This is a genomic window from Paenibacillus sp. GSMTC-2017, from assembly GCF_016019935.1.
Taxonomy (GTDB): domain Bacteria; phylum Bacillota; class Bacilli; order Paenibacillales; family Paenibacillaceae; genus Pristimantibacillus.
Genome location: NZ_JAECMT010000003.1, coordinates 838921 through 855000 on the forward strand (window position 1 = coordinate 838921; position 16080 = coordinate 855000).

The following is a 16080-nucleotide window of genomic DNA, read 5'->3' on the forward strand; positions in this document are numbered from 1 at the left end:
GGTATAGAGGCATGGCATTTCATATCGTCTTAGTCGAGCCGGAAATTCCGGCAAACACAGGCAATATTGCTAGAACGTGCGCGGCAACGGGAACGCATCTACATCTAGTTAGGCCACTTGGTTTCGATACGGATGACCGTACATTGAAGCGGGCTGGACTTGATTATTGGCATTCTGTTCATGTTCATTATCATGATTCTTTTGATGAGGTCGTGCAAAAGTATCCGGAGGGACGGTTTCATTTCGCGAGTACGAGGGCGACGAAACTATATTCGGATTTCCACTATAGGGACGGAGATTTTTTTGTATTTGGAAAAGAAACAAAAGGTCTACCGCAACAACTTATTGAAGACAATCTCGATACTTGCATTCGTATGCCGATGACAGACAGTGTTCGATCATTGAATTTGTCAAATTCCGCAGCAATTGTTGTGTATGAAGCATTAAGGCAAATAGAATACCCTGGATTGCGCTAATTGTGTGAATATTGGAATTTAATTCAGTGAGAAGGAATTAGTCGATATATGTCGAAAGTGTATTATTGCAAAGGTTTCTCTAACTGCTAACAGACTAGACATAAAAGAGGTGAAACTGATGAAACCAGCAGGTGTTGTAAGGAAAGTAGACCAGCTTGGACGTATTGTGCTTCCAAAATCATTGCGTAAACGATATTTAATGAACGAGGGCGACCCCGTTGAAATTTTCGTTCAAGGCGATCATATCATTCTTGAGAGATATCGTCCTAAATGCGTGTTTTGTGGTTCTATGAACGAAGTGCGTGATTTCAAAGAACGTTACGTTTGCGGAGAATGCATGGAAGAAATGGGATACTTGAAGCGCTAGTCTTAGTATCTGGCCACATGATTAATCAAATGGCCTAAAGAAAATGAAATGAAGCTTCCAGAACTTAAGCTATGCTTAGTCCGGAAGCTTCATTTGTTTTTGTGCAAATAGTGGGTAAGGAATTAAAGCCCTTTAGATTTGTCATCGTTATAGGAACTGGTGAGAATTGCGACTATAAACAAAATGAAGACGGTCATCACAATCAAAAAATTCATTCTCTTCACACCTCCAATTAGCTAGTTATATTATAACCAACCATTACAAAAAAGAAAACTTTAAAAGTTGTGAACACATTGTTAACATAGAGGATATGAGTAAGGAAAGACAACCTGAGGTTAGTAGCCTTAGGTGTAAGTAAGAAACACACTATCCTTAAGGGGGAGCGCAATAATGGAATATCGTTTTTCATCCAGAGTGTCACAACTTAAATCATCTGCAGTAAGGGATATCTTGAAACTAACGCAAGGTAAAGATATGATTTCATTCGCTGGAGGGCTTCCTGCAGAAGAGTTATTTCCTGTACAAGCGCTCCGTGAGGCAGCAGATCGTGTATTACTTGCTGGTTCAAGTGCGCTGCAATATGGACTTACGGAAGGTTATCTTCCGCTTAGAGAACAGTTATGCGGTAGAATGGCTGCCAAAGGTATGAAGGTTACACCGGAGGAAATGATTTTAACTACTGGTTCGCAACAAGCCATTGATTTGTTAATTGGAGTATTGACCGAGCCAGGAGATACAATATTGGTGGAAAGACCGACTTATCTAGCGAGCCTACAAGTATTTGCTCTTCATGGCCTGAATGTCGTAGCTGCTGAAAGTGATGAGAATGGTATTATACCTGAATCAGCAGAACAGCTTATTAAGCAGCACAAGCCGAAACTTCTATACGCGGTGCCGACATTTGGTAATCCAACAGGACGAGTATGGAGTATGGAACGTCGAGAGAAGATGCTTGCACTTTGTAAACAAAATGAAATGCTCATTATTGAAGATGATCCATATGGAGATATTAAATTTAGTGCAGAAGATCATTTCCCAACGCTATTCTCACTAGAAGGTGGCGCTAAAGATAGTTCTGTCTTATATACAAGCACATTTTCCAAAACGGTAGCACCAGCGCTCCGCACAGGATGGGCAATTGGTGACAGTCGAGTTATTCGAATGGTGGCTAAAGCGAAACAAGCTGCCGATTTGCATTCAAGCACGATGGATCAACAAATATTAAGCCAGTTGCTGAATCACTTCGATCTAGATGCCCATATCGCCTTAATTTCAAAAGAATACGGTGATCGAATGCTGGAGATGCATGGCCTTCTTAAGAAGGAAGCATTGCCAGATTTGAATTGGGTTATGCCAAAGGGCGGCATGTTTATTTGGGTGGAACTGCCTGATGGGCTCGATGCTGAAGCTTTATTGCGATGTGCCGTTCAAAAAGGTGTTGCATTTGTACCAGGTAGCTCCTTCTTTGCAGGTGATCCAGTGCGTAATACGTTACGTCTTAACTATACACATAATAAAGGCGAACGTACCGTTCATGGTATCGCCCGCCTAGTTGAAGCAATTGGTGAATTTACTGTTCGAAGTTAGTCTGAGTGATCCAATCTGACAGAACTTCTTTATATTGAATAAGTGCCTCAGCGCCCTGCGGAAGCAGGGCGTATTTGCCGCGTTCTATCTTGTGAAACCACCCATATTCATTATTCCGAAGCATGTTCCCGCTTTTACTATATCCAGTAAGCAACGCGACTTCTCGCGGAGCAGAAGGCCCCTTCTTCTGAAGCGCATAAGCGCAGCGTAACGCCTTTTCTCTATAAGCAGTGACCAATTTCCTGCCCGTACTTCCCCCGACGTTGTAATCGCCGCTACGCTCCTTGAACTCGGTTAGTAACCGTTCACGTTTTCGATGTCGTATTCCTCTTTGCGGAGGATCACCCGGTTCACATAACCATTCAATGAACGGTGCTTTCGTTTTATAAAAGGTAACGGTCATAAGTCCCAGTCCAAGCATGCGGCAAAGCTCAGTTAAATCGCCAAAACGTTGATTATGAGCACCACTCTTTTTTCGATTGCGTTCAACTGCAAGTACTACATTGCTATTTAAGCGAAGACGTACAATGCCTTGTAGCAGCAAGGCTAAAGTGAACGTCTTTTTCATTTCAATAATAACAGTATCCGTATGATTCGGATGAAGGGCGACCATATCACAGTGCATCACTTCACTTTTTACGATATAGCCTCGTTCTTCATAATAACGTTTGATCGGGCTATACAGTTCTTCCTCAAGTTTTATAGCCACTTTCGCCTGCTCCTTCCCGCAATAAAAACACCAAAGTCAATTTTGTTGCCCTCATTATACCAAAGGAAAACAGGGCTATGTCGATATTTAACGGATGACAGAATAAAATAGTGGTCAATTTCCTAGTGGAATAAGCATAGGTATGTAATACTTCAAAAAAAGTTGGGCCACGTGGTCAATGATTGGAATTAATCCCGAGCGGAGAAAGAATAGCAGAGAATGGAACCGATGGGAGGAGGCACGGCATGGACATTTTCAAACGATTATCAGAATATCAAGCGGAGAGTGAAAGGCTGGCGTGGACTGGGACTTTCAAGGAGTATACGGAGCATCTGAGGAAGGATCCCTCCCCAGCCATGACCGCGCATGCACGCGTTTATGAAATGATTGAATCGTATGGGGTCGAGGATGTTGGTGGGTACAAATCGTATAAGTTTTTTGAGCAAGAAATTTTTGGTTTGGATCGTGCAGTAGAGAAGTTAGTGGAGGAGTATTTCCATTCCGCAGCTAGGCGGCTTGACGTTCGCAAACGTATTTTGTTGTTGATGGGACCTGTCAGTGGAGGGAAATCAACGATAGTTACAATGCTTAAGAAAGGTCTCGAGCGATTTTCGAGAACAGAGCGAGGGGCAGTTTATGCGATTAAAGGCTGCCCAATGCACGAAGATCCTCTACATCTCATTCCACATGAGCTAAGACCTGAGATTGAAAAAGAATTAGGCGTTCGAATTGAAGGGAATTTATGTCCGTCTTGTCAAATGAGGCTGCAAAGCGAATATGGTGCAAATATCGAAAATGTGCTGGTTGAGAGGGTATTCATATCTGAGGATAACCGTGTAGGTATCGGTACCTTTAGTCCTTCTGATCCGAAATCACAAGACATAGCTGATCTGACGGGTAGTATCGACTTTTCAACCATTACTGAATTTGGATCAGAATCCGATCCACGGGCATACCGATTTGATGGAGAATTAAACAAGGCGAATCGGGGTTTAATGGAGTTTCAGGAGATGCTAAAGTGTGATGAGAAGTTTTTATGGAATTTGCTCTCATTGACGCAAGAAGGGAATTTTAAAGCGGGAAGATTTGCCCTAATTAGCGCCGATGAACTTATAATCGCTCATACCAATGAATCAGAATATAAGTCATTTATTAGCAACAAAAAGAATGAAGCGCTCCAGTCGAGAATGATCGTTATGCCGATCCCCTACAATTTAAAGGTTTCTGAGGAAGAGAAAATATATGCTAAGTTGATTTCACATAGTGATATGCGCCATATCCATATTGCTCCACATGCTCTTAAAGCAGCAGCGATCTTCTCGATATTAACAAGGCTGAAGGAAACGAAAAAACAAGGGATGGATCTAGTTAAGAAGATGCGTCTATATGACGGCCAAGAGGTCGAAGGGTTTAAGGAAGCCGACTTAAAAGAAATGCAGAATGAGTATGTAGAAGAAGGTATGTCAGGCATTGATCCTCGTTATGTCATCAACCGTATTTCTAGCGCGCTCATTAAGCAGGATATGCAATGTATAAACGCGCTGGATGTGCTTAGAGCACTTAAAGATGGTTTGGATCAGCATCCATCCATTACGAAGGATGAGCGCGAGCGTTATTTGAATTTTATTTCGATTGCACGTAAAGAGTATGATGGATTAGCCAAAAAAGAAATCCAAAAGGCGTTTGTTTATTCCTTTGAGGAATCTGCACGTACTTTATTTGAAAATTACTTAGATAATATTGAATCCTATTGTAACTGGGCAAAGATCAAAGATCCTTTGACCGGTGAGGAAATGGACCCGGATGAAAGGCTTATGCGTTCTATCGAGGAACAGATTGGCGTATCGGAAAATGCTAAAAAAGCGTTCCGTGAAGAAATTTTGATCCGAATTTCCTCTTATTCACGTAAAGGTAAAAAGTTTGATTTCACTAGTCATGAACGTTTACGGGAAGCAGTAGAGAAAAAGCTGTTTGCGGATTTGAAAGATATTGTTAAAATAACGACGTCAACAAAAACGCCAGACGAAAGCCAATTGAAACGTATTAATGAAGTAACAAAGCGACTTATAGATGAACATCTATACTGCCCGGTGTGTGCAAATGAACTGTTAAGGTACGTAGGAAGCTTGCTTAATAGATAGTTTGAATTTAGCCTTCGCCTTATATTGGGTGAAGGCTTTTTCATTTGAGAAGGAAATAAAGTGAAAGGGTTGTCTGACTCTAGTATAATGTCGATATAATAGTATACATATCATAAATCATATCGCAGAAGGAGTCGTATTCTATTGATTAATGTATCTGCAGATCGACGCAAACAGCTGGAATATACCGGGATTGGAGAGCAGGATTTGAAATTTCTGAGAGAGCTCAGACCTGTTTTTCAAAAAATAGTAGATGAGGTTGTAGAACGGTTTTATGACAAAATTCAGGAACAACCAGAGCTCGTTGCATTAATCGCTAAAGTAAGTAATGTGGAAAGATTAAAGGAAACACAAAGAGTTTATTGGATGTCACTTGCAGAAGGCGTAATTGACCAATCCTTTATCGAAAATAGAATTCGTATTGGTGCGGTGCATTCACGAATCGGATTAACGACGGACTGGTATCTAGGCACATATATGACTTATTTAGATATCGCAACGGATGTGCTCAGAAGAGTAGTTCCGGATCAATGGCATGCTGTTGTATTTGCACTAACTAAGATGTTTAACTTAGATTCGCAATATGTACTGGAAGCGTACAATCAGCATGAACAATTTCGTATACAAGAGCTGGCTGATTCACGATCCAGTATGTTGTTTACAGTAACGAATGCTGTTGCGGAACTTGCTTCCCTAATGGTGGAGCTGGATGAAGGTGCTCAAGTAATCGCAGCGACTGCACTATCTACATCTCATTCCCAAGATAAAACACATACATTGTTAGGAGAGCTCCGTAAAGAGGTAGACGGAATTCAAGAGATGGGAAGTCTTATACGTGGGTTGTCAGATCAAACGCATTTGCTTGGCTTAAATGCAGCTATTGAAGCAGCTAGAGCTGGAGAACATGGACGCGGTTTTGAAGTTGTAGCAAATGAAGTGCGTAAACTAGCATCATCATCACGTCATGCACTCGAAGGTATTCAAACGAAGTTGTCAGAGATTGAGAAGAAGCTCCGTGAAGTTCGACAAGAATCTGAGCAAACATCTATTGAAGCTAGAAACCAAGCAGCTCGTTCGCAAGAACTCGCATCATTTGTGCAAATGGTGGACAAGGTTACGAAGGATCTGCAAGAGTTAAATAAGTCGTAAACGTAGTTGAATGTAGCTACGATGTATATTTATACGGCCTCTGTAAATGTTAAAAGCATATACGGAGGTGTTTGAGTATGAAAATTCATGTAAAAACGGTTATGTCCGCTTTGTTGTTAGGAGGAATATTAGCTACAGCTAGCGGTTGTACGTCCGGTCAAACTAATCACAATGAACGAGGTACAGTCAAACCTAACGGATTTGCTACGCCAAGTCAAATGCCTCATGTCGCTAATAAGACAACTCCAAATGACAAACATAAACTGCATTTAAGCAGTAAAAATTACGATGAAGTAGGACGGATTAACCGTAATCAGCTTGCACGTATTGTTGTGCAAGTTCCAGGAGTAGAGCATGCTGACGTAGTCATGAACAGCACTGATGTTTTAGTAGGAATTGGAATTGATAACATTGGTAAGCGTAAAATTATTGAGAAGCAAGTTTATTCTGCGCTACAATGGCAATATCCAGAGTATAAGTATTATGTTACTTCGGATGAAGAATTGCATAAGAAAATCATTGCTGTCAATGAAAGAGCGGAAAATGGCTACAACACTCAACTGTTTGATCAAGACATTTCTGCTATAGCCAAGGCTATTGCTTACTCACAGACGAAACCTTAATTTAAGAAAGAAACCTTCAGTTTCGACTATCTCAGTCGTCACTGAAGGTTTCTTGTTATATGGAGCTAAGTTGATGCCAAATTAAGCACGATCGCGATCGCGACTTCTCATACCAGCTAGGCCGAATAATCCAAGTAAACCAAGCCAGCCCCAGCTAAATCCTCTAGTTGCTTTTGTAGTTGCAGTCGTTCGGTAATGTCCATTGTTCAAAGCTTTTGTTCGATGTGTATTCGTATTGTATGCATCGTAATCACGTACACCATACGTGCGATTGCCATAATCCGTAGGCGTAGTTACACGATTCAAATTTGTTTCAGTATTCGTTACTCCACGATTAATGTCGGTTTCGACCCGATTAGTGGCACGATTGACATCATATTTCAAATTGTTGTAACCACGGTTGATGTCCTGTGTAAGAGTGTTGTTCGTTCCATTCGTTGTCACATTGACTTTGGCATTCGGATCCACGGCACTATACTCCGTAGCATTAGCGGCTGGCATTGCAAATACGAATGTGAAACATGCCATAATAATAGTTAATAATCCTGCTTTTTTCATGTTGTGCGAACATCCCTCTCTGCGTTGGTTTTGGTTTCGGGCTTATGTTTGTCTAAATCGCTCCACCATATGCAAACCTGTAATCCACAGAAGGATGGTAAGTTTTTTTGCTAGGTATTACACGAACTTTCGGCTCGTTTTTTTCCCGTCACAGCTGAAGATGATTCGTTTATCTTCAACCACCGTTTCAAGATGAACGTTTTTCCCCCACAACTGGACAACATAAGGTAGTGTACGCTCCACGTACTTGAGATCAAGCTCTGTACCTTCAAATTGATGAATCAAATATAGCTCTCCAACTTGATTGAAGTCGCCATCTTTGACGAACAAGCTTGGGAAACCTCCATTAACCTTGGAATAAACCAACTGATCACGAATTTTCTCCCATGATTTGTCCGTTATTTTCCACTCAGGGCCCTTTTTCTCAAAGATGTAAAGATCGAGTTCATCTACGAGCTCCTTAGTTAAATAATTACGAAGGAACGAGATGTCCGAGTCATATTCTCTAACTTCAAAAATTTTCTCCTTACCTTTACCTGGCACACGATGATATCGCTCTTGTTCTTCCTTTGTTGGATTATCCCACCTGCGCTCAATATCTTCAAAGATCTTTAGACCAAGATAATAAGGATTGAGGCTGTTCCGAGAAGGAACGACTACAGATGAGTTAAGTTTGGCGAACTCAATTGTTTCGTCGCTTGTCAGATCCATTTCACGCAAGATGCGTTGATGCCAGTAGGAAGCCCAGCCTTCGTTCATAATTTTCGTCTCGATCTGCGGCCAGAAGTACAACATTTCATCACGCAGCATCGTTAATATATCGCGTTGCCAATCTTCCAAAATAGGAGAGTACTCCTCGATAAACCAAATGATGTCCTTTTCTGGTTTTGGAGGAAACCGTTTCGCCTCTAACTCCTGTGCATCTGTAAGTGCTGTGGCTTTTGCTACAGCTTCTAAATCAAGATCCCACAAGTCTTCAAAGCTGGTGTTCGGCAATTGCCCTGAGGAGCCTTTATTTTGTTTTTGGTTCATTTCGATATACCGCTTCTTATCGAGTTGGTAAGGTTTAATAAGAGTCGGGTCAACATGTTCTTGAATAGCAAGGATGGCATCTATAAACTTTTCCACAGCTTCTCTGCCATATTGCATCTCGTATTGGTGAATCCGGTCAGCGGTGGCAGACATACTCTCCACCATGTTGCGGTTAGAAACGCCGAATCGAGCGTTGTTTTTGAAGAAATCACAATGTGCCAGTACATGCGCAACAATTAATTTATTTTGGATGAGAGAGTTACCTTCCAGAAGAAAGGCATAACATGGATTAGAGTTGATGACGAGTTCATAAATTTTGCTCAGGCCAAAATCATATTGCATCTTCATCTTATTAAATGTTTTTCCGAAGCTCCAGTGGCTAAACCGAGTCGGCATACCGTATGCACCGAACGTATAGATGATGTCAGCAGGACATATCTCATAGCGCATTTGGTAGAAGTCTAGACCAAATCCTTGCGCAATTTCAGTTATCTCATCAATGGCCCGCTCAAGCTTGCGCATATCATCTTGCTTCATCAATCATCCCTCCGTATAGGTAAATCCGTTTCATACCATATGTATGTTTAACACGGTAGAGATATGAGGGCAAACAGAAACTAGATAATATAGAAGGGATAATACGATAAATGTCGAATATGTAATTTAGTAGTAATATGGAAGTGCATCTTTTGAATTATGCATGAAGGGATTGGCGTATGTGATTGAATCATTATGGGCCCCTCTGATTCACGTTTGGTTATTTATAGCAGCGGCATGCCTAATTTATTTAGTACTCACATCCAAATTTAGATTTAAGCAACATGTAAGACAAATAGTATATATGGGGATAGGCTCCGGCCTGATGTATATATACATACTAACTGAAGATGTGGATTCGTTATTTTTTTCGATAGTACTTACACCGTTATTTTTATTAATGACTTTATTTATAAAAGGAAACTTTCCTAGTATATTGGCAACCATTTTGCTCTTTATTTGCGGTGTTTTTCTTTTGGAGACAGAGCCTATTGGTTTGATTATAAGTAGTAGCGTATTAGTTGTATCAGGCACGTTCATATTGAAGAGATTGAAGTGGGAATCGTTTGTACGAATAGCATTATTTTCTGTTCTATCTGTATCTATTTATTTAGTAGTATTTATCACGATATCCAGATTGTATTATAAAGTGACACTCCCATTTCAGGAATTAGTATTTCTTGTAGCGATGACACTGCTGACGTCGGTCCTAATACCGTTCCTTTACCTATTTGCAAAAAATCAGGTACGTCTTAGGCGTGAACTTATTTTATCCGAAAAAAATCAATCAGTTGGGCAACTGGCTGCCTCTATTTCACATGAGATTAGAAATCCACTTACGACTGCAAGAGGATTTCTCCAATTGATGAATGTAGACAAGCTTTCTAAAGAAAATTTTGAGCGATATCGAAAGTATGCTTTAGAAGGATTGGATCATGCCAATATTATCATTACAGAGTATTTGAATTTTTCCAAGCCAAACATTGAGATTGCAAAGCGACTAGATGTTAAACAAGAAATTGAGAGTATTGTTCAATGGCTACAGCCATATTCCGTTCAGATGAACATATTAATTGTTACACACCATATGTCAGAAGAAGAGCCATTCATTAAAGCAGAGTCGAAGCAATTCCAACAGTGCTTACTAAATATTATGAAAAATGCAATCGAATCGATGACGGATGGCGGTCTGCTTACGATTCATACTCAGATTGTAGAAAACCAAGTCCAAATTCTTATTAGAGATACCGGAATAGGGATGAGCAGTGAGCAACTGAAACGGATTGGAAAGCCGTATTTTACGACAAAAGAAAGTGGTACTGGGTTAGGTCTCATGGTAGTTATGAATTTAGTTAAAGCGATGGATGGAAAAATATTATTTCGCAGTAAGTTAAACCAAGGTACGATTTGTGAAATACATCTGGAACAACTACAATCTCCAGAAATAAAAGAAGAACCTTTGAACGCATAAGCGTCATTGGTTCTTTTCGTTATTTTTGACTGTGTACATAGATTGATCTGCGTCCGATATGAGCTCCCGTAGAGTAGAGCCACCGCCTTGCTTAGAGCTAATTCCTACGCTAGCATAAATGTTAATGGATTGCCCATTAATGGTGTAGGGCTCCCGTAGAGAATGTTCAATCTTATCCGATACAAATTTCATATCTTGATCCTGGGCGAGATGTTGGAAACAGATTAGAAATTCATCCCCACCATAACGAATGAGTACGTCGGATTTGCGGACATTTTGTTTTAGTCTCCCCGCAATCTCCAATAATAGAGCATCACCTGTATCATGGCCGAATTGATCGTTGACTTCTTTAAAATCGTCAATATCGATAAATAGGACGCTGTACAGCTTGTCCGAGCCGCTGTTGCAAAGATGTGTTAAATATCTTCTGTTATATAATCCAGTTAAACTATCGGTTACGCTCGCTTTTTCTAATTCAATCATATAACCAAGTAACGAAGACATCGATGTTAACATCTCTTGCTGAGCTTGGGATAATTGAAAGGGCGATGAATGAATGAGATTAAAGGAGCCGATAGGTACATAACTTTCTGGCTTATATATCGTAATGCTTTTAAGTGAACTGGCTTTACAACATTTAGTTAGTTCAGAAGTTGCTGTACGCTCATCTTCCATGATGTTCGGTATGTCGATAATAGAGGTTACATGTTGCGGTTCTATCGTTACAGACGTTTGTAGAGTTGGCATTATCATTCCGGTTGTGACTACATTTTCATTTCTATTATAGGCGTAAATTACGCGATTAATCATTGATTGGTCGTACAACGAGATACAGATTGTGTTTACTTCAACCATGTGTTTCAAGGTGTTAGCGAACTGCTTGGCTGCATCTTCAATTGAGCGTGCAAGGCTGCTCATGTTCTCAACTCCTGCGATATAGTGAGAGAATAGGACTACATTTCGATATTGTTATCAGATATAGTTCAATAGTATGCTAATTATATTCGTTACTCAACACTTTTAAGGTAAAAGTAGGAATTTATCCCTATAAAATAGTAATAGTATCCCTACATTCTATTTATGATTTGCATAGGAGGTAATCATATGCGCACAGTGTTTTCATATCTTAAACGATATCGTATTGCCGCTGCAACTGCAATCTTACTTATGTTAATTGAACTTACACTTGAATTGTTGCAACCCTTTATCATTGCGAAAATTATTGATAATGGCATACTACAAAATCAAATAAATGTTGTCCTTCTTTGGGGAGGAGTGTTGGTAGCGTGCTCCATAGTTGTATTTGGCATTGGAATACTCAGTTCCTTTTATGCTGCTCATGTTAGCCAGAGCTTTGGTTTTGATTTAAGGGAGAAGCTATTTGAGAAAGTTCAGACTTTTTCTTATACAAGTTTTATCCGATTTCCAGAAGCTTCTTTAATTACTAGACTAACGAATGATGTTATGCAATTGCAAAACACAGTATTCATGGGATTACGAATTATGCTTCGTGCACCTCTATATGTCATTGGTAGTATCGTTATGGCTTTTATCGTTAATCCAGCTTTAGCAATATGGTTTGCTCTTACAATTCCTTTTTTGGCGTTATTTCTAGGGTGGGCATTGAAGCGGGGTGAAGTGCTTTTCCGAGATATACAAAAACAGTTGGATCAAGTGAATGGTATTATGCAACAAAATTTAATCGGCATGCGCCTTATCCGTGTGTTCGTTCGTATTCAACATGAGACGGGTCGCTTCGGAACTGCAAGCGGAGAACTTATGAATAGGGCTATGACCGCAATGAAGTTGACGGAGCTAACGATGCCAGTAGTCTTACTCGTTTTGAATGTTAGCATTATAGCTGTCCTTTGGTTCGGTCGTATTCATCTAGATGCAGGTGTAGCTACTGTCGGAGAGATTGTAGCCATTGTTAATTATATGACGAGAACAGCAGGTGCGTTATCTTTAATGTCGATGCTCGTTGTTAGTTTTTCTAAAGCGAAAGCTTCGGCGCAGCGTATTGAGGAAGTTATTTTAATAGAAGATGATTTGAAAGATATCACTGAAGATGATGAGAATATAAATCAAGAGACTGGAAAAGTGGAGTTTTGCAACGTATCTTTCCGTTATCCTAATACAGACAATGTAATTTTGGAAAATATATCGTTTCAAGCAGCGCCCGCTCAGACAATCGCGATTATGGGGTCAACAGGATCTGGAAAGTCTACATTGTTACAGCTCATTCCTCGTTTCTATGATGTTGATGAAGGAACTTTACTTATAGATGATATAGATAATCGACTAATGAAACTCGAACGATTGCGGCAAGGAATCGGATATGTTCCGCAAGAAGTCTTGTTGTTTACGGGAACAGTAGCGGAAAATATTCGATGGGGAAAAGACGAAGCTAGTTTAGAAGAAATTATGGATGCTGCACGGCTCGCACAAATTCACGAAACGATAATGAAGTTGCCCCTGCAGTACGACTCAATTATTGGTCAAAAAGGGATTAACCTCTCTGGTGGTCAAAAACAAAGGTTGACGATAGCGAGAGCATTAGTGCGTAAACCTTCTATTTTGTTGTTAGATGATTGTACAAGTGCATTAGACGTTCACACGGAAAGTGCACTGCTGGAATCTCTAAAAGAAATGCAATGTACAACGTTTCTTGTTACACAAAAGATAAGCTCAACCGTAAATGCAGATAACATATTGCTAATTGATGATGGCAAGTTGCTTGCTTCTGGTACACATCAGCAGTTGATGAACAGTTGCCCACTCTATATGAAAATATACAAGTCTCAACATGGTAGGGTAGGTGTATCGTATGTTTGACAAGCTGAAGGAGCCATTTCGATATCCACGAATGATTCAAATGGAAGATGTCTCAAATAAGGTTATTAGCAAAGATACAGCTAAGCAAAAACCTAAGGTAAAAGACGCAGCAACAACACTGAAACGATTATGGCTTTATTTAATGGAGTATCGTTTAAAACTCGTTGTTGTCATAGTATTGATCATTTTAAGCACAATATTTTCGTTATTAGGTCCTTATTTGGCAGGTACTGCTATTGATCACTATATTTCTAAGCATAATAGTGGCTTCATACCCTTTCTAATCGTGATGGCGGTCGTCTACATACTTCATGCTTTTACATTATGGCTACAGAACATATGGATGATAGGGATATCTCAAGGAACAGTTAAGCGAATGAGAATGGATTTATTCAGCCATCTGCACAAGTTGCCTATTCCCTTTTTCGGGAAACGTCAGCATGGCGAACTAATGAGTCGCATGACGAATGACATCGAAAATGTAAGTTCGTCACTCAATAGCGCATTTATTCAACTGTTTTCAAGTGTTCTTCTATTAACAGGAATTGTAAGTGTCATGTTATCGCTTAGTCCGATGTTAACGGTAATAACTTTTATGATCGTGCCTTTAATGATAATCGGGATGAATTGGATTACAAATAAGACAAGTCGTTTGTTTAAGTCGCAACAACGGAATCTTGGTGATATGAACGGTTTTGTGGAAGAGACGTTATCAGGACAACGAATCGTAAAAGCTTTTTCTCAAGAACAAACGGTTATTCATAAATTTAAATTACGAAATGAACGTATCCATGCCTCTGGGTTTTGGGCTCAGACGATTTCAGGATTTATCCCAAAACTAATGAATGGTCTTAATAACTTAAGCTTCGCTCTAATTGCAGGAATTGGTGCATTACTTATATTGAATGGTTCATCCATTACAATAGGAGTTATCGTCATTTTTGCGGAGTTTTCTAGACAGTTCACAAGGCCGTTAAATGACCTCGCTAATCAATGGAATACGATGTTATCTGCTATTGCAGGTGCTGAGCGCGTATTTCAAATTTTGGATGAGGAAATAGAAGGTGCAGATGAAGAAAATGCAGTTCGTCTAAAACGTGTAGAGGGCAAAGTAGAATTTCAAAATGTTTCGTTTGCCTATGATTCAGGAAATGCTGCTATAAGTAATGTTACCTTCACAGCATCACAAGGTGAGACCGTCGCGTTTGTTGGTCCAACAGGCGCAGGGAAAACAACATTACTTGCAATGCTTTGTAGATTTTACGAACCTAACTCTGGTCAAATTCGGATAGACGATCGAAATATTAATGAGATACAGCGAGAAAGTTTAAGAAGTCATATGGCATTTGTTCTTCAAGACCCATTATTGTTCGAAGGTACAATTCGGGAGAATATCCGTTATGGCAGACTTGAAGCGACAGACCAAGAAGTAGAGGCAGCTGCTATTGAAGCGAATGCTCATTCTTTTATTATGAGGATGAAAGGTAGTTATGATGCCAAATTGAAGCTGGATGGTTCAGGAATCAGTCAAGGTCAAAAGCAATTAATTGCGATAGCTCGTGCTATTCTTGCCAATCCATCAATACTTGTTCTTGATGAAGCAACGAGCAGTATTGATACGATAACGGAAATGAAAATTCAAGAAGCATTACAGCGTTTAATGAAAGGGCGAACTAGTTTCGTCATTGCTCATCGTCTAAACACGATCGAGCAAGCCCATCAAATTATTGTTTTACAAGATGGTGCTGTAGTGGAGCGGGGCTCGCATAGCGAACTTGTCCATCGTAATGGATATTTTAATAGGTTAGTAAAACGTCAGTTCGTTAGGTATGAATAAGCGACACTCCTTTATTTACCGCTAGATTGAGACACTATATTCTGATATTCTTCTCAAGGACATAATTTTGGTTTAAGAGAGGAACATCACATTGAAAAAAATGATTTCTATGTTTATCCCGTTTGCACTCGCTGTTACACTTGTGTTTCCTGCACTAGCTACAACTACTTACGCGGCAGAGTATACTGAACTGGATATGTACTTTCCGATAGACATCGAAGAACATTGGGCGTACGACGAACTTGATAATTTCGTGAATGCGGACTTGCTTAAAGGGTATAAGGACTTTGAAGGCACAGTAACTGTGAAGCCAGATCAAAGTATTACTAGAGCTGAGTTTGTAGCATTGCTTGTTCGTGCATTAGCACTTAAGAGCGAAGAAACGGGCAAAACGTTTACAGATGTGAGCAAAGACAAATGGTATTATGAGCCCATTCAAATTGCTAGCTCTCTTGGAGTAGTGAATGGTGTAAGTGAATCTAAATTTGATCCTAATAAACGCATTAATAGAGGCGATATTGCAACTATGGTCGTAAGGGCATTCGAAAAATCTGTTTCTTTCGAACAAGAGTTAGGTGAATTGTACTTTAACGACGTTCCTGATTATTACGCTATGGAATCAATCGCTAAAGCATTTGAAGCGGGGATTGTAAATGGGGTAACGGAAGATGAATACAGACCATTTGCGAATGCAAAACGTGCTGAGGCTGTTGTCATGTTGCAACGCGCTTTAGATTTACAGAGAGGTAACTTGCCAA

General features: G+C 40.0%; 14 protein-coding genes (1 of these 14 only partly in view). 10 read left to right on the forward strand and 4 right to left on the reverse strand.

Annotated elements, in window-relative coordinates:
• The first annotated feature begins 11 nt into the window (after nt 1–11).
• The 3 genes from trmL (at nt 12) to I6N90_RS15845 (ending at nt 2430) form a co-directional block, all read left to right on the forward strand.
• Nucleotides 12–476 carry a tRNA (uridine(34)/cytosine(34)/5-carboxymethylaminomethyluridine(34)-2'-O)-methyltransferase TrmL gene (trmL, locus tag I6N90_RS15835; RefSeq protein ID WP_197936556.1) on the forward strand — a complete coding sequence of 155 codons (465 nt, stop codon included), beginning with the start codon at nt 12–14 and terminating at the stop codon, nt 474–476.
• 118 nt (nt 477–594) lie between these two features.
• On the forward strand, nt 595–843 hold the full coding sequence (locus I6N90_RS15840; RefSeq protein ID WP_197936557.1) for an AbrB/MazE/SpoVT family DNA-binding domain-containing protein: 249 nt from the start codon (nt 595–597) through the stop codon (nt 841–843).
• 390 nt (nt 844–1233) lie between these two features.
• Complete coding sequence (locus tag I6N90_RS15845) at nt 1234–2430, forward strand: aminotransferase-like domain-containing protein (protein ID WP_197936558.1); 1197 nt, start codon at nt 1234–1236, stop codon at nt 2428–2430.
• On the opposite strand, the gene I6N90_RS15850 is transcribed toward I6N90_RS15845, so the two are convergent.
• Complete coding sequence (locus I6N90_RS15850) at nt 2414–3139, reverse strand: DUF2161 family putative PD-(D/E)XK-type phosphodiesterase (protein WP_197936559.1); 726 nt, start codon at nt 3137–3139, stop codon at nt 2414–2416. The genes I6N90_RS15845 and I6N90_RS15850 overlap by 17 nt on opposite strands.
• Nucleotides 3140–3384: 245 nt before the next feature.
• Here I6N90_RS15850 and I6N90_RS15855 point away from each other — a divergent pair, with 245 nt between their 5' ends.
• The 3 genes from I6N90_RS15855 (at nt 3385) to I6N90_RS15865 (ending at nt 7052) form a co-directional block, all read left to right on the forward strand.
• A complete protein-coding gene (locus I6N90_RS15855; RefSeq protein ID WP_197936560.1) occupies nt 3385–5280 on the forward strand; it encodes a PrkA family serine protein kinase in 1896 nt (631 codons plus the stop codon).
• Between the two features lie 144 nt (nt 5281–5424).
• Entirely contained in the window at nt 5425–6429 is a 1005-nt protein-coding gene (locus I6N90_RS15860; protein WP_197936561.1) for a globin-coupled sensor protein, read from the forward strand.
• A 77-nt stretch (nt 6430–6506) separates the two neighbouring features.
• Nucleotides 6507–7052, forward strand: a complete 546-nt coding sequence (locus I6N90_RS15865) for a YhcN/YlaJ family sporulation lipoprotein (protein ID WP_197936562.1) — start codon at nt 6507–6509, stop codon at nt 7050–7052.
• Nucleotides 7053–7133: 81 nt separating this feature from the next.
• Here the strand turns inward: I6N90_RS15865 and I6N90_RS15870 are convergent, their stop codons facing one another.
• A complete protein-coding gene (locus I6N90_RS15870; protein WP_197936563.1) occupies nt 7134–7610 on the reverse strand; it encodes a WGxxGxxG-CTERM domain-containing protein in 477 nt (158 codons plus the stop codon).
• A 117-nt stretch (nt 7611–7727) separates the two neighbouring features.
• A complete protein-coding gene (locus I6N90_RS15875; RefSeq protein WP_197936564.1) occupies nt 7728–9179 on the reverse strand; it encodes a SpoVR family protein in 1452 nt (483 codons plus the stop codon).
• 400 nt (nt 9180–9579) lie between these two features.
• On the opposite strand from I6N90_RS15875, the gene I6N90_RS15880 reads away from it, so the two are divergent.
• Nucleotides 9580–10650: an ATP-binding protein gene (locus tag I6N90_RS15880; protein ID WP_232243018.1), complete on the forward strand. Its 1071-nt coding sequence runs from the start codon at nt 9580–9582 to the stop codon at nt 10648–10650.
• Between the two features lie 3 nt (nt 10651–10653).
• Here I6N90_RS15880 and I6N90_RS15885 read toward each other — a convergent pair whose 3' ends face one another.
• Complete coding sequence (locus tag I6N90_RS15885; protein WP_197936566.1) at nt 10654–11568, reverse strand: GGDEF domain-containing protein; 915 nt, start codon at nt 11566–11568, stop codon at nt 10654–10656.
• A gap of 186 nt (nt 11569–11754) precedes the next feature.
• On the opposite strand from I6N90_RS15885, the gene I6N90_RS15890 reads away from it, so the two are divergent.
• The 3 genes from I6N90_RS15890 to I6N90_RS15900 all read left to right on the forward strand — a co-directional run.
• Nucleotides 11755–13485, forward strand: coding sequence for an ABC transporter ATP-binding protein (locus tag I6N90_RS15890; protein ID WP_197936567.1), 1731 nt, complete (start codon nt 11755–11757; stop codon nt 13483–13485).
• Nucleotides 13478–15322 carry an ABC transporter ATP-binding protein gene (locus tag I6N90_RS15895; protein WP_197936568.1) on the forward strand — a complete coding sequence of 615 codons (1845 nt, stop codon included), beginning with the start codon at nt 13478–13480 and terminating at the stop codon, nt 15320–15322. Before I6N90_RS15890 ends, I6N90_RS15895 begins: the two co-directional genes overlap by 8 nt.
• 100 nt (nt 15323–15422) lie before the next feature.
• Nucleotides 15423–16080, forward strand: the 5' portion of a protein-coding gene (locus I6N90_RS15900) for an S-layer homology domain-containing protein (protein ID WP_232243057.1). The gene runs 404 nt beyond the window's last position; only the first 658 of its 1062 coding nucleotides appear in the window; the start codon lies at nt 15423–15425; the stop codon falls past the right edge of the window.

What these genes read in the sequence shown, in the direction of transcription:
- trmL (WP_197936556.1), top strand. Translation starts at nt 12, where the DNA reads ATGGCATTTCATATCGTCTTAGTCGAGCCGGAAATTCCGGCAAACACA.
- I6N90_RS15840 (WP_197936557.1), top strand. Translation starts at nt 595, where the DNA reads ATGAAACCAGCAGGTGTTGTAAGGAAAGTAGACCAGCTTGGACGTATT.
- I6N90_RS15845 (WP_197936558.1), top strand. Translation starts at nt 1,234, where the DNA reads ATGGAATATCGTTTTTCATCCAGAGTGTCACAACTTAAATCATCTGCA.
- I6N90_RS15855 (WP_197936560.1), top strand. Translation starts at nt 3,385, where the DNA reads ATGGACATTTTCAAACGATTATCAGAATATCAAGCGGAGAGTGAAAGG.
- I6N90_RS15865 (WP_197936562.1), top strand. Translation starts at nt 6,507, where the DNA reads ATGAAAATTCATGTAAAAACGGTTATGTCCGCTTTGTTGTTAGGAGGA.
- I6N90_RS15870 (WP_197936563.1), bottom strand. Translation starts at nt 7,610, where the DNA reads ATGAAAAAAGCAGGATTATTAACTATTATTATGGCATGTTTCACATTC.
- I6N90_RS15875 (WP_197936564.1), bottom strand. Translation starts at nt 9,179, where the DNA reads ATGAAGCAAGATGATATGCGCAAGCTTGAGCGGGCCATTGATGAGATA.
- I6N90_RS15880 (WP_232243018.1), top strand. Translation starts at nt 9,580, where the DNA reads ATGACTTTATTTATAAAAGGAAACTTTCCTAGTATATTGGCAACCATT.
- I6N90_RS15885 (WP_197936566.1), bottom strand. Translation starts at nt 11,568, where the DNA reads ATGAGCAGCCTTGCACGCTCAATTGAAGATGCAGCCAAGCAGTTCGCT.
- I6N90_RS15890 (WP_197936567.1), top strand. Translation starts at nt 11,755, where the DNA reads ATGCGCACAGTGTTTTCATATCTTAAACGATATCGTATTGCCGCTGCA.
- I6N90_RS15895 (WP_197936568.1), top strand. Translation starts at nt 13,478, where the DNA reads ATGTTTGACAAGCTGAAGGAGCCATTTCGATATCCACGAATGATTCAA.